The following is a 13,807-nucleotide window of genomic DNA, read 5'->3' on the forward strand; positions in this document are numbered from 1 at the left end:
TGCATCCAGGCGCGCAAGTATATCATCTTCACGCCGCTCCTGTGCACATTGCGCGTTATTTGATAATTGCCCCGAGTCCGTTACCATGTCGGGGCTGAGAATATAAGAGTCAATTCACTATGCCGAAGAAGAACGACGCACCGGCCAGTTTTGAAACTGCGCTGAGTGAGCTGGAGCAGATTGTCACCCGCCTTGAGAGCGGCGATTTACCGCTGGAAGAGGCGCTCAATGAATTCGAGCGCGGCGTGCAGCTGGCGCGCCAGGGGCAGGTCAAACTGCAGCAGGCCGAGCAGCGCGTGCAGATCCTGCTGTCCGACAGCGAAGACGCTAAAACTACGCCATTCGCACCGGACGCCGAGTAAATGGATTTCGCCAACGAGCTTCAGGCATGCGTCGCGCGTGCCAACGATGCGCTGCGCCGTTTTATTGAGCCACAGCCTTTTCAGAACACTCCACTGGTTGAAGCCATGCACTATGGCGCACTCTTGGGTGGAAAGCGCCTGCGTCCGTTTCTGGTCTACGCCACGGGCAATATGTTTGGTATCAGCGCTAACACGCTGGATGCCCCGGCAGCCGCCGTTGAGTGCATCCATGCCTACTCGCTGATCCATGATGATTTGCCAGCCATGGACGACGACGATCTGCGTCGTGGCCAGCCTACCTGCCACATCAAGTTTGGCGAAGCGAATGCCATTCTGGCGGGAGATGCCCTGCAAACCCTGGCGTTCTCGATTCTGAGCGATGCGCCGATGGCCGAAGTGGCCGACCGTGACCGTCTGTCGATGATCTCTGAACTGGCAATGGCCAGCGGCGTCGCCGGTATGTGTGGCGGTCAGGCACTGGATCTGGAAGCGGAAGGACGTCAGGTTAATCTGGAACAGCTGGAGCGTATTCATCGCCATAAAACGGGCGCATTGATTCGTGCAGCCGTTCGTCTGGGCGCCCTGAGCGCGGGTGAACAGGGGCGCAAAGCCCTGCCGATACTGGACAGATACGCAGAAAGTATCGGTCTGGCATTCCAGGTTCAGGATGACATTCTGGATGTGGTGGGCGATACTGCAACATTGGGTAAACGTCAGGGTGCGGATCAGCAGCTTGGCAAAAGTACCTACCCCGCCCTGCTGGGTCTTGAGCAAGCCCAACGTAAAGCCCGGGATCTGATAGAGGATGCCCGCCAGTCGCTGAATCAACTGGCCGCGCAATCACTGGATACTTCGGCACTGGAAGCGCTAGCGGACTATATAATCCAGCGTGATAAATAAACACACTATCTCGATGAGCCTTTGATGAGTTTTGATATTGCCAAATACCCGACACTGGCGTTAGTTGACTCCACCCAGGAGTTACGCCTGTTGCCGAAAGAGAGCCTGCCGAAGCTGTGCGATGAGCTGCGTCGCTACCTGCTCGACAGCGTAAGCCGCTCCAGCGGCCATTTCGCCTCCGGGCTTGGCACGGTAGAGCTGACCGTGGCGCTGCACTATGTCTATAACACGCCGTTCGATCAGCTCATCTGGGATGTCGGCCACCAGGCCTATCCGCATAAAATTCTGACCGGACGTCGCGATAAAATTGGCACCATTCGTCAGAAAGGCGGCCTGCATCCGTTCCCATGGCGTGGCGAGAGCGAGTACGACGTATTAAGCGTTGGACACTCCTCCACCTCGATTTCTGCGGGTATCGGTATTGCGGTGGCAGCCGAAAAAGAGAATAAACAGCGTCGTACCGTCTGCGTCATTGGCGACGGGGCGATCACTGCCGGTATGGCCTTTGAGGCCATGAACCACGCGGGCGATATCAAGCCAGACATGCTGGTTATCCTTAATGATAACGAAATGTCGATTTCCGAAAACGTGGGCGCGCTGAACAACCATCTGGCGCAGTTGCTCTCCGGCAAGCTTTACTCCTCGCTGCGTGAAGGCGGAAAAAAAGTCTTCTCCGGCGTACCGCCAATCAAAGAACTGCTTAAACGCACCGAAGAACACATCAAAGGCATGGTCGTGCCGGGTACGCTGTTTGAAGAGCTGGGCTTTAATTATATTGGTCCGGTGGACGGGCATGACGTTCTGGGGCTTGTCACCACGCTGAAAAACATGCGTGACCTGAAAGGCCCGCAGTTCCTGCATATCATGACCAAAAAAGGCCGTGGATACGAACCGGCGGAAAAAGATCCCATCACCTTCCACGCGGTACCGAAATTCGACCCGAGCAGCGGTTGCCTGCCCAAAAGCAGCGGCGGCATGCCGAGCTATTCAAAAATCTTTGGCGACTGGCTGTGTGAAACCGCCGCTAAAGACAATAAGCTTATGGCGATCACCCCGGCCATGCGTGAAGGTTCTGGCATGGTGGAGTTCTCCAAAAAATACCCGGACCAGTATTTTGACGTTGCCATTGCCGAGCAGCACGCGGTGACCTTTGCGGCAGGTCTGGCGATTGGTGGTTATAACCCGGTTGTCGCCATTTATTCCACCTTCCTGCAACGCGCCTACGACCAGGTGATCCATGACGTTGCCATCCAGAAGCTGCCGGTCCTGTTTGCTATCGACCGCGCAGGCATTGTGGGTGCTGACGGCCAGACGCACCAGGGGGCATTTGATCTGTCGTTCCTGCGCTGCGTCCCGGATATGGTCATCATGACGCCAAGCGATGAGAACGAATGTCGTCAGATGCTGTTTACCGGCTACCACTATCAGGATGGCCCTAGTGCGGTGCGCTACCCGCGCGGCAATGCCGTCGGCGTTGAACTGCAGCCGCTGGAAAAACTGCCGATAGGTAAAGGTCTGGTGAAGCGTCGCGGTGAGAAAGTGGCGATCCTGAACTTTGGTACGCTGATGCCGGAGGCCGCGAAAGTGGCTGAAACGCTGAATGCGACCCTCGTGGATATGCGCTTTGTGAAGCCGCTCGACGAGGCCCTGATCCTGAGCATGGCGGAATCTCATGACGTGCTGGTCACGCTGGAAGAAAACGCCATCATGGGCGGTGCGGGCAGCGGCGTAAACGAAGTGCTGATGGCTAACCGTAAAGCCGTGCCGGTACTGAACCTTGGTCTGCCGGATCATTTCATTCCACAAGGCACCCAGGACGAAGCCCGTGCGGCGATTGGCCTGGATGCGGCCGGCATTGAGTCGAAAATCCGTTCCTGGCTTGCCTGATCCCTCCCCTTTTCCGCTCCTGCTATGCTTAAACGTATTGTTTAAAAAAGCAGGAGCGGAACCATGCAATACACGACATTAGGAACAACAGACCTTCAGGTTTCCCGACTTTGCCTGGGATGCATGACCTTTGGCGAGCCAGACCGGGGAAATCACGCCTGGACGCTGCCGGAAGAGAGCAGCCGCCTTATCATCAAACGCGCACTCGACGGCGGGATTAACTTTTTTGATACTGCCAACAGTTACTCCGACGGCAGCAGCGAAGAGATTGTCGGCCGCGCCCTGCGCGATTTTGCCCGCCGTGACGATGTGGTCGTCGCCACCAAGGTATATCACCAGGTGGGTGATTTGCCTGAAGGCCTTTCCCGTGCGCAAATCCTGCGATCCATTGATGACAGCCTCCGGCGCCTGAATATGGATTATGTCGACCTGCTGCAGATCCACCGCTGGGATTACAACACGCCGATTGAAGAGACGCTGGAAGCCCTTAACGATGTGGTTAAGGCCGGGAAGGCGCGTTACATCGGCGCATCGTCTATGCACGCTTCGCAGTTTGCCTCAGCGCTTGATCTTCAGGCGCAGCACGGCTGGGCACGGTTTGTCACCATGCAGGATCACTACAACCTTATCTATCGCGAAGAAGAGCGCGAGATGCTGCCGCTCTGCTATCAGGAAGGCATAGCGGTGATCCCGTGGAGCCCTCTGGCGCGCGGACGCCTCACCCGACCTTGGGGAGAGACCACTGCCCGCTCGGTGTCGGATGCGTTCGGTAAAACCTTGTACGAAGGTACGGAAGCCAGCGATGCGTTGATCGCCGAACGTTTAGCGGGGATTGCCGATGATACCGGTGCCACGCGTGCGCAGGTAGCGCTGGCGTGGTTGCTGAGCAAACGCGGAGTCGCGGCACCGATTATCGGTACATCGCGGGAAGAACAGCTGGATGAGTTGTTGAGTGCCGTTGATTTAACGCTGACGCCTGAGCAAGTCGCCGAGCTGGAAACGCCGTACCAGCAGCATCCGGTGGTAGGGTTTAAGTAAGCCCTCGCCCTGCCCCTCTCCCAAAAGGAGAGAGAACAAAACCCATCGGCCGGGTAAGCGCAACGCTACCCGGCAGACGAATCACGCAAAGTGGTCGTAACCCTTCCAGTCAAGCGTAACCGGCGCGCCATCACGCACAAATTTCAGCCCTTCGCTTTCCGGCATAATCTGTCCGATACAGGTAAACTTCGCCCCAAGGTGAGCTAGCGCCACGTCCAGCGTTCCCCGGTTCAGCTCCGGTACGGTAAAGCACAGCTCATAATCTTCGCCGCCGGAGAGCGCCCAGCGCAGAGCCTGCTCGGGTTCCACATGGCGAAGCAATGGCTCTGACAGCGGGAACAGATCCAGATCTACGCGCGCGCCCACACCGCTGGCCTTCAGAATATGGCCGAGATCGGAGATAAGCCCGTCAGAGAGATCGATAGCCGAGCTTGCCCGCTCGCGCAGCGCCTGGCCGTGCAAAATACGCGGCGTTGGGCGCAGATGGCGTTTCACCAGATATGCCGCATCGTCGGCATCCTTGACGCGTAAGCGGTCCTGGAGGATTGCCAGCCCTGCGGCGCTGTCGCCCGGCGTGCCGGTCACGTAGATCCAGTCACCCGGCTTTGCGCCCGAGCGTTTCAGCGCCCGGCCCAGCGGGACATAGCCGTGGATCGCAAGCGTCATCGACAGCGGCCCGGCAGTGGTGTCACCGCCAATCAGCTGCATATCGTAGTAGTTGAGCTGATCAAACAGCGCATCGCTAAAGGCTTCAAGCCAGTCTTCGTCCACCTCGGGCAGCGTCAACGCCAGCGTCAGCCACGCGGGATCGGCGCCCATGGCCGCTAAATCGCTTACGTTGACCGCCAGCGCTTTATACGCCAGATCGGCGGGATCGATATCAGGTAAAAAATGACGTCCGCACACTAAGGTGTCGGTGCTGATTGCCAGCGTCTGTTTTTCGGGAATATTGAGAAGTGCGCAGTCATCCCCAATGCCGGTTTCAACATCAAGACGAGAGGTTCTGACACGGTCGAAATAACGGGCAATCAGGGAGAATTCGCCGCATGCCATACGTTATGCCTCAGCAAATTAAATAAAAAAACCGGAGCCGCACTGCCCGGCAGGCAATGCAAAACTCCGGTTTGCGGATCACTTTTTGTGGGGACGGATCGCAGGTGCGGCTTTATCCAGCACGCCGTTTACAAATTTATGGCTGTCTTCAGCGCCGAAGGTTTTCGCCAGTTCGATCGCTTCGTTGATGGCCACTTTGTACGGCACATCATCACGTTTAGACAACTCAAACAGCGCGATACGCAACACTGCTTTCTCTACCTGACCCAGCTCTTCGAGCAGACGGGACAGATATGGCTTCATCAGACCATCGAGATACGCGCTATTAGTCGCCACTCCCGACAGCAGTTCACGGAAGTACAGAACGTCAACGTCTTTCACGTCCTGTTCTGACAGGAACTGGTATTCAACATCAGCGATGTCGTTCTGGGACAACTGCCAGGAGTAAAGTGCCTGGACGGCACATTCACGGGCGCGGCGACGAGCAGCAGGTTTCACGGAATTCCCCTTACAAAAAAATCAGGCCTTAATGGCTTTCAACACATTGATCATTTCAAGCGCGGTCAGTGCAGCTTCTGCACCTTTGTTACCGGCTTTGGTACCAGCGCGCTCAATGGCTTGTTCAATACTTTCGGTAGTCAGCACGCCAAACGCGACAGGAATTTCTGCATCCTGCGCAACGTGTGCCAGACCATTGCTTGCACCGCCTGCAACGTATTCGAAGTGTGCAGTGCCGCCACGAATAACGGTACCCAGCGCAATCACCGCGTCGTATTTACCGGTTTTCGCCAGCGCGCCCGCTGCCAGTGGCAGTTCATAAGCACCTGGAACCCAAACAACGGTAATGTTGTCATCTTTAACCTGGCCGATACGTTTCAGGGCGTCAATGGCACCTTCCAGCAGGCTGTCGTTGATGAAGTTGTTGAAACGCGCAATGGTGATGGCGACGCGAGCGTCCGGGGTAGCTACAGCAGCTTCAATAATGTTCATACTCTTCCTTTACGGGTTCATTTGGCCCCGCAGGGGGGCGGATTTTATCATAATACTTTGCGCACTGCTTCCCTATTTCAGGAGCAATTACGCTGGCGTTAAATGGAGGCAGACATCCGGGCCCACCGGACGAATCTCGCTAAATTTGAGTTGCGGTGCATCACCAAGTTTTTCAAGACCCGGCAGCACAAACAGACCACGCGCATCGTTACCCAACAGTTTAGGTGCTACGTAGACAATCAGCTCATCCACCAGCCCGGCCTGCAGCAGCGCGCCGGCCAGCGTCGGCCCCGCTTCTACCCAGATACTGTTCACCTGTTGCTTACCAAGCAGCATCATCAGCACCACTAAGTCGAGGTGCCCGTTATGCTCTGGCACCATGATGCTGCGTACGCCTTGCGGCCATTCACGCGCATCGTCCTGCGTGCGTGCAATCCAGGTTTCGCCCGGCTGTTGCACGATGCGGTGCGCAGGCGTGATGCGATTCTGGCTATCGATGACAATACGCAGCGGCTGACGCAGGTTTTCCTGCGGGTAGCACGCCTGGGTATCGGCATTCAGTTCATCCCAGCGCACGGTCATGGCAGGATTATCAGCCAGAACCGTTTCACTGCTGGTGAGGATAGCATGGCTTTGCGCGCGCAGACGTTGCACATCGCGCCTTGCCTGCGCAGAGGTGATCCACTGGCTCTCGCCGTTCGCCATCGCCGTACGACCATCCAGTGAGGCCCCAAGCTTAAGCTGAATGTACGGGAACCCGGTGCGCATGCGCTTCAGGAAGCCTTTGTTGATCGCTTCTGCATCCTGCATCATCAGACCGTGACTGACATCAACTCCTTCCTGCTGCAGTCGATACAGGCCACGTCCGGCAACCTGCGGATTGGGATCCTGCATCGCCGCGACAACGCGCGCGACACCCGCCGCAATCAGTGCTTCGCAGCACGGCGGGGTACGGCCGTGGTGGCTGCAGGGTTCCAGCGTCACGTAGGCCGTTGCACCGCGCGCCTTTTCGCCGGCCATACGCAGGGCATGAACTTCGGCATGGGGCTCACCGGCACGGTAGTGAAACCCTTCGCCCACGATCTCGCCATCGTTGACAATGACGCACCCGACGTTAGGGTTGGGATGGGTGGTAAAACGACCGCGCTGCGCCAGCTTCATGGCTCGCGCCATGTAAATCTCATCCTGCATGAGCTTAATCCTGTAAGCGGGCGATCTCTTCGCCAAACTCTTTGATATCTTCGAAACTGCGGTACACAGAGGCGAAGCGGATATAGGCGACCTTATCGAGCTTTTTCAGTTGCTCCATCACCAGGTTGCCAATCATCTTGCTTGGCACCTCGCGCTCACCCAAACCACGAAGGTAAGATTTTATGTGGTTTAACGCCATTTCGACGTCATCTGCACTGACAGGGCGTTTTTCCAGCGCCTTGAGCATCCCGCTGCGCAGTTTCTCTTCGTTAAACGGCTCACGCACGTCGTTACTTTTTACCACGCGCGGCATTACCAGCTCTGCAACCTCAAAGGTCGTGAAACGCTCGTTGCACACCAGACATTGCCGGCGGCGGCGTACGGAAGACCCTTCGCCCACAAGGCGAGAGTCGATAACTTTGGTATCCACAGCGGAGCAGAATGGGCAATGCATACGGTATCCCTGTTATGTGGTTAACTGATTTTCATTTTACCCTGATCTGGCCTGACAACAAAGGAAGAGCTTTTTGAGACAAAGGATCTATGCCTGTTGATGCGATGCTGGCTACCATTACGGAGATCCGTTATTTCAAGGAAATAAACGCAATGACAAGACGTTACCTGAAAATATTGCTGGTGGGGAGTCTGTTTACCCTTAGCGCCTGTGCACAGCAAACCGAAGTCCGTCAAATGAAACAAAGCGTGAATACGCTCAATACCGCGATGGACAAACTGAACAAAGAAACTGTGAAGATCACCCAGCAAAACGCGCTGAATGCCAAATCCAGCAGCGGGGTTTATCTGCTGCCCGGGTCTAACACCCCGGCGCGCCTTAACAGCCAGATTGGCACGCTGAAAATGTCGCTGGTTAACGTGGCGGCCAATGCGGATGGTACTCGCGCAACATTACGCATTCAGGGGGAATTCAGCGATCCTCTGCCAGCCTTTAGCGGCACCGTCGAGTGGGGGCAGATTCAGGGCACCACCGAGAACTATCGGGAAGTGAACGTGAAGAGCCAGCTGTTCACCGCTCCCGCCAGCGTGCTGGCCCCGAGCGATGTTGACATTCCGATCCAGCTGAACGGACTTACGCCGGATCAGTTAGGTTTCATCCGCATTCACGATATCCAGCCCGCCGCGCAGTAATCCCCTTTCAGCGGAGTGCAATGTCACTCCGCTAACATTTACAATCCGCAAAGATTGGCAACAGAAATCATTGCCGCTACAATCCCCGCCGTTTAAAGTACGCAAACGTGAACGCAATCGATTACGCGTGTGAGAGATATGTGAAACAACACATATTTTTGTGAGCAAGGATTCCTATAATAGGCTCCGCAGAAACACGAAATATTTAGAAACGCAATTCGCGCATTTTTCACTCCCGGAAGGGAATTTCAATCAGTGGCATGATTATGAAAAAAACATTACTCGCGGCTGGCGCCGTGCTGGCACTCTCCTCCACTTTCACTGTTAACGCAGCGGAAAACGATAAACCACAATACCTCTCCGACTGGTGGCACCAGAGCGTTAACGTGGTCGGCAGCTATCACACCCGTTTCGGACCACAGATCCGCAACGATACCTATCTGGAGTACGAAGCCTTCGCCAAGAAAGACTGGTTCGATTTCTACGGCTATATGGATGCACCGGTCTTCTTCGGCGGTAACACCGATGCGAAAGGTATCTGGAACCACGGTTCACCCCTGTTCATGGAGATCGAACCCCGCTTCTCCATTGATAAGCTGACGGGCACCAGCCTGGCGTTTGGTCCATTCAAAGAGTGGTACTTCGCGAACAACTACATCTACGACATGGGCCGTAACGCGTCCGGTCGTCAGAGCACCTGGTATATGGGTCTGGGTACCGACATCGACACCGGTCTGCCAATGAGCCTGTCCCTGAACGTCTATGCGAAATACCAGTGGCAGAACTACGGTGCCGCGAACGAAAACGAGTGGGATGGCTACCGTTTCAAAGTGAAATACTTTGTGCCAATTACCCAGCTGTGGGGCGGTAACCTGAGCTATATCGGTTTCACCAACTTTGACTGGGGTTCAGACTTGGGCGACAACGACTTCCGTGACCTGAACGGTAAGAAAGCGCGTACCAACGACTCCATCGCCTCCAGCCACATCCTGGCGCTGAACTACGATCACTGGCACTACTCCGTTGTTGCGCGTTACTGGCATAACGGCGGTCAGTGGAACGATGACGCAAGCCTGAACTTCGGCAATGGCGACTTCAGCGTACGTTCTACCGGCTGGGGTGGTTACCTGGTTGTCGGTTACAACTTCTGATGTGAAAGAAGGCAAAAACGGACAAAGCCAGCTGATATGCTGGCTTTTTTATTGCTTCACCTTGCGCAGAAAATCCGCCAGCGATCGCTCCGCGCTTTCGCTAAAACGCCTCTGCGTGAGCGTAATATTCAGACACCTGTCGAGCCGGAAGCAACGGTAGTCATCACGCCGTTCACACCACGCGGCCAGCAGCCAGTGTTCTCCCCAAAAGAACAGCCCCAGCGGCTGAATGTCGCGCCATGTCAGATGCCCGGCTTCATCACGATAATGCAGCGCCAGTACGCACTGGGCAGAAATAGCCTGATGAATAACATCAAAGTCGCTGCGCGAATGCGGCTGAAGCGCAATATCCGGCGCATATATCCGCGTCTGCTCCGCCTTACGTCGGCTCTCCTCGGGCAGGATCGCCAGTACCTTCTCCTGCGCCGACTCAAGCTCACGCGAGAGCGAGTCGCCCCCCCAGGTTTTCAGCAGACGGATGGCGACCATCAGCGCTTCAGATTCTTTGTTCGTCAGCATCAGCGGAGGTAAGTCAAAACCCGACATCAGTCGATAGCCGCTTCCCGCCTCCCCTTCCACCGGCACGCCGGAAAGCGACAGGTCGCGGATATCACGGTATACGGTCCGTTCCGATACGCTCAACCTGTCCGCCAGATGCGCTGCCGTTGTCAGACGCCTGCCTCTCAGGATCTGCACAATCTGAAACAAACGGTCAGCGCGTCGGGTCATATCGTATTCAGCTCTCAGGCAGGTTGATGGAGGCCGACGCGATTACCTTCGCTGTCGGTAAACAAGGCTATGGTGCCAATGCCACGCGGCAATTCCAGCGGGCCAAACACGCACTCGCCACCCGCAGACGCGATGCGATCGAGCGTTGCCGCCAGGTTGTCAGTATGCAGGTAAATAATAGCGCCCTGTACGGACGGTGTAATGCCCTCAAATTTTGCCAGCGCGCCGCCGGTGGCCGGATCGTCATGCGGGAAAACGGCTAGCTCAGCCACATCCATTTTCTCTCGTCTCAGCTGTACCTGCATCACGGGCTCATAAAATTTGATAGCGCGATCCATATCGGCGACCGGAATTTCAAACCAGTTAATCACACTTTTCATACATCCTCCTGCCTGTTGTTTGGGTTCGAAAAGAGTCTACGACAGGGCTCCTGACAGCATACTGTCAGGAGTGTTTGGCAGGAGCAGATAAAAAAAATCCCGGTCAACAGACCGGGATTTCAGGAACGAACGACACGTCGTCTTACGGCAGAATAGACGGCTGGTCCGCCCCTTCTTTCTCGACTTTCTGCTGGAGCAGGTGCTCGCGCTTCATGCCAAGTTTCAGTGCCAGTGCGGAGGCGACGTAGATAGACGAAGCCGTACCGATAGAGACACCGATCAGCATGGTCAGCGAGAAGCCTTCCAGTACCGGGCCACCGAAGAGGAACAGCATCAGGATCACCATCAAGGTGGTTCCGGATGTGATCAACGTACGGTGCAGCGTCTGGGTCAACGACACGTTAAAGATTTCGTACGGCGTACCGCGACGGATCTTACGGAAGTTTTCACGAATACGGTCAGATACCACGATACTGTCGTTCAGTGAGTAACCGATAACGGACATCAGGGATGCCACGATTGTCAGGTCAATCTCAATGTGGAACAGAGACAGTATGCCCATGGTGATCACCACGTCGTGCGCCAGGGCGATAACCACACCCGCCGCCAGTCGCCACTCAAAGCGGAAACCGACGTACACCAGAATGGAGATCAGAGCCACCAGCAGCGCCATCGCACCGGTTTGCGCCAGGTCAGCACCTACGCTTGGCCCGACGAACTCGATACGCTTAACCGTCGCATGCTGGTTGGTTGTTTCGTTAACCACGTTAACAACCTTGCTGCCCAGCTCCTGGCTGCCGTTCGCATCGTGCACCGGCGGCATACGCACCATGATGTCACGGCTGCTGCCGAAGTTCTGCAGCAACGGCTCTTCAAAGCCCGCTTTCTGCAGAGACTGGCGCATCTGGTCCATATCGACCGGTTTTTCCAGGGAGATCTCAATTACCGTACCACCGGTGAAATCAAGACCCCAGTTAAAGCCTTTCACGCCCATCACGATAAGGGAGAGGATCAGCAGTAAACCTGAAATGCCGAAAGCCCAGTAGTCCCAGCGCATAAAGTCCCAGACTTTACGGCCGTGGTTCAATTGTTCAACAGTATATTCCTGTGCCACAACGCACTCCTCAGATAGACAGCTTTTTGACGCGCTTGCCGCCATACAGCAGGTTCACGATGGCACGGGTGCCGACAATAGCGGTAAACATTGACGTTGCAACACCGATACCGGTGGTGATCGCAAAGCCTTTGATAGCGCCAGTCCCCACTGCATACAGGATAAGAACCTTAATCAGTGTTGTTACGTTCGCATCGAAGATGGAGCTAAATGCCCCTTTGTAGCCTTCGTCAATCGCCTGCTGAACAGAGCGACCGTTGCTTAACTCTTCTTTGATACGTTCGTTTATCAGTACGTTGGCGTCGACCGCCACCGCAAGGGTTAAGACGATACCGGCAATCCCCGGCATGGTCAGCGTCGCCCCCGGCAGCAGAGACATGATGCCGATAATCAGCACCAGGTTCGCAACCAGTGCGCTTGTCGCAATCAGACCAAACTTCTTATAGAAGAAGATCATGAAGAGGATGGAGACCACCAGACCGGCCAGACACGCTTCCAGACCCTGCTTGATGTTTTGCATCCCCAGCGTTGGACCAATGGTACGTTCTTCAACAATCTGAATCGGTGCAATCAGCGCACCGGCACGCAGCAGCAGTGAAAGCTGACGCGCTTCGTTCGGGTTGTTGATACCGGTGATGCGGAAGCTGTTACCCAGACGAGACTGGATGTTGGCGATGTTAATCACCTCTTCCTCTTTCACCAGCACCGCGCGGCCGTTTGCGTCTTTCTTACCGCTGTCTTTGTACTCCACGAACAGGGTTGCCATCGGTTTACCGATGTTGTCCTTGGTGAAGTTAGACATGATGTTACCACCCGCGCTATCCAGCGAGATGTTAACCTGCGGCTGGTTGTATTCGTCCTGGCTGGATGTGGAGTCGGTGATGTGGTCACCGGTCAGGATCACGCGTTTGTACAGCACAACTGGCTGACCTTCGCGGGTCTGTTTCACTTCCGAATCGCCCGGAATACGGCCTGCGGCAGCAGCGGACTGATCGACGTTGGAGTTAACCAGACGGAATTCCAGCGTGGCAGTTGCTCCCAGAATCTCTTTCGCACGTGCCGTGTCCTGAATCCCCGGGAGTTCCACCACGATACGGTCAGCACCCTGACGCTGTACCAGTGGCTCAGCAACACCCAGCTGGTTTACACGGTTACGCAGAATATTGATGTTCTGCTGAACGGCGTATTCACGGGCTTCTTTCAGGCGAGCATCGGTCATCACCGCGCGCAGCTGGTTGCTGCCCTGAGAGGTGATCACGAGGTCACGGTGACGTTGAGTCAGGTAATCTACAGCCTGATCGCGCGCCGCGCTGTCGCGGAACGTGATGCTCATACCGTAGTTATCTTCTTTACGAACGGTAGTGTAAGCGATGCCTTTTTCGCGCAGATCGCTGCGCAGGCTGTCGATGTTTTGTTCCTGCAGTTTGCCGAGCGCGGTATCCATATCCACTTCCATCAGGAAGTGAACACCGCCACGCAGGTCAAGACCGAGTTTCATTGGCTCTGCATTCAACGCAGCCAGCCAACGCGGGGTTGCAGGAGCAAGGTTAAGCGCCACGACGTATTTATCACCCAGCACGCCCATCAGCACTTCGCGAGCGCGGAGCTGCGTGTCGGTGGTGTCGAAGCGAGCAAGAATTGCGCCCTCTTCCAGAGCCACAGACTTAGCGGTAATTTTTTCTTCTTGTAACGATTTCTGGACCTGGATCAGCGTTTGCTCACTGGCGGCGACACCGCGCGCGCCAGTGATTTGAACAGCCGGATCCTCACCATACAGGTTGGGAAGCGCGTACAGCAGGCCGACGAGAATCACGGCGACCAGCATGATGTACTTCCACAAAGGATAACGGTTTAACACGGCAGTTC

Annotated in this window: 15 protein-coding genes; 6 read left to right on the forward strand and 9 right to left on the reverse strand. The window is 55.7% G+C overall.

The window, feature by feature from the left end:
- Positions 1 to 119 precede the first annotated feature (119 nt).
- From xseB to QE396_RS12040, 4 genes are all read left to right on the forward strand, one after another.
- Positions 120 to 362 carry an exodeoxyribonuclease VII small subunit gene (gene xseB / locus QE396_RS12025; RefSeq protein WP_020885218.1) on the forward strand — a complete coding sequence of 81 codons (243 nt, stop codon included), beginning with the start codon at positions 120 to 122 and terminating at the stop codon, positions 360 to 362.
- Entirely contained in the window at positions 363 to 1,262 is a 900-nt protein-coding gene (ispA, locus tag QE396_RS12030) for a (2E,6E)-farnesyl diphosphate synthase (protein ID WP_014168855.1), read from the forward strand.
- 24 nt (positions 1,263 to 1,286) lie between these two features.
- Positions 1,287 to 3,149 carry a 1-deoxy-D-xylulose-5-phosphate synthase gene (gene dxs / locus QE396_RS12035; protein WP_020885219.1) on the forward strand — a complete coding sequence of 621 codons (1,863 nt, stop codon included), beginning with the start codon at positions 1,287 to 1,289 and terminating at the stop codon, positions 3,147 to 3,149.
- A gap of 63 nt (positions 3,150 to 3,212) precedes the next feature.
- Positions 3,213 to 4,187 carry an aldo/keto reductase gene (locus QE396_RS12040; RefSeq protein WP_020885220.1) on the forward strand — a complete coding sequence of 325 codons (975 nt, stop codon included), beginning with the start codon at positions 3,213 to 3,215 and terminating at the stop codon, positions 4,185 to 4,187.
- 81 nt (positions 4,188 to 4,268) lie between these two features.
- On the opposite strand, the gene thiL is transcribed toward QE396_RS12040, so the two are convergent.
- From thiL to nrdR, 5 genes are all read right to left on the reverse strand, one after another.
- A complete protein-coding gene (gene thiL / locus QE396_RS12045; protein WP_020885221.1) occupies positions 4,269 to 5,240 on the reverse strand; it encodes a thiamine-phosphate kinase in 972 nt (323 codons plus the stop codon).
- 78 nt (positions 5,241 to 5,318) lie between these two features.
- A complete protein-coding gene (nusB, locus tag QE396_RS12050; RefSeq protein ID WP_006809908.1) occupies positions 5,319 to 5,738 on the reverse strand; it encodes a transcription antitermination factor NusB in 420 nt (139 codons plus the stop codon).
- 21 nt (positions 5,739 to 5,759) lie between these two features.
- Positions 5,760 to 6,230 (reverse strand): 6,7-dimethyl-8-ribityllumazine synthase, encoded by a 471-nt coding sequence (gene ribE, locus QE396_RS12055; protein ID WP_006176874.1) that lies wholly within the window; start codon positions 6,228 to 6,230, stop codon positions 5,760 to 5,762.
- An 87-nt stretch (positions 6,231 to 6,317) separates the two neighbouring features.
- Entirely contained in the window at positions 6,318 to 7,421 is a 1,104-nt protein-coding gene (ribD, locus tag QE396_RS12060) for a bifunctional diaminohydroxyphosphoribosylaminopyrimidine deaminase/5-amino-6-(5-phosphoribosylamino)uracil reductase RibD (RefSeq protein WP_020885222.1), read from the reverse strand.
- 4 nt (positions 7,422 to 7,425) lie between these two features.
- On the reverse strand, positions 7,426 to 7,875 hold the full coding sequence (gene nrdR, locus QE396_RS12065; RefSeq protein WP_008503337.1) for a transcriptional regulator NrdR: 450 nt from the start codon (positions 7,873 to 7,875) through the stop codon (positions 7,426 to 7,428).
- A 152-nt stretch (positions 7,876 to 8,027) separates the two neighbouring features.
- Between nrdR and QE396_RS12070 the strand changes: the two genes are divergently transcribed.
- Both QE396_RS12070 and QE396_RS12075 read left to right on the forward strand, forming a co-directional pair.
- The gene (locus QE396_RS12070) at positions 8,028 to 8,567 is read left to right on the forward strand and encodes a DUF3251 domain-containing protein (RefSeq protein ID WP_032670755.1); all 540 of its coding nucleotides are present in this window, start codon (positions 8,028 to 8,030) and stop codon (positions 8,565 to 8,567) included.
- Between the two features lie 266 nt (positions 8,568 to 8,833).
- A complete protein-coding gene (locus tag QE396_RS12075) occupies positions 8,834 to 9,718 on the forward strand; it encodes a nucleoside-specific channel-forming protein Tsx (protein WP_025204975.1) in 885 nt (294 codons plus the stop codon).
- Between the two features lie 48 nt (positions 9,719 to 9,766).
- Here QE396_RS12075 and QE396_RS12080 read toward each other — a convergent pair whose 3' ends face one another.
- The 4 genes from QE396_RS12080 to secD all read right to left on the reverse strand — a co-directional run bounded on the left by QE396_RS12080 (position 9,767) and on the right by secD (position 13,799).
- Entirely contained in the window at positions 9,767 to 10,447 is a 681-nt protein-coding gene (locus QE396_RS12080; protein ID WP_014168847.1) for a YafY family protein, read from the reverse strand.
- 14 nt (positions 10,448 to 10,461) lie between these two features.
- Positions 10,462 to 10,827 (reverse strand): VOC family protein, encoded by a 366-nt coding sequence (locus tag QE396_RS12085; RefSeq protein ID WP_020885224.1) that lies wholly within the window; start codon positions 10,825 to 10,827, stop codon positions 10,462 to 10,464.
- Positions 10,828 to 10,969: 142 nt separating this feature from the next.
- Positions 10,970 to 11,941 (reverse strand): protein translocase subunit SecF, encoded by a 972-nt coding sequence (gene secF, locus QE396_RS12090; RefSeq protein WP_020885225.1) that lies wholly within the window; start codon positions 11,939 to 11,941, stop codon positions 10,970 to 10,972.
- Between the two features lie 10 nt (positions 11,942 to 11,951).
- Complete coding sequence (gene secD / locus QE396_RS12095) at positions 11,952 to 13,799, reverse strand: protein translocase subunit SecD (protein ID WP_014168844.1); 1,848 nt, start codon at positions 13,797 to 13,799, stop codon at positions 11,952 to 11,954.
- Between the last annotated feature and the right edge of the window lie 8 nt (positions 13,800 to 13,807).

Source organism: Enterobacter sp. SORGH_AS_0287 (assembly GCF_031453695.1).
GTDB lineage: Bacteria > Pseudomonadota > Gammaproteobacteria > Enterobacterales > Enterobacteriaceae > Enterobacter > Enterobacter ludwigii.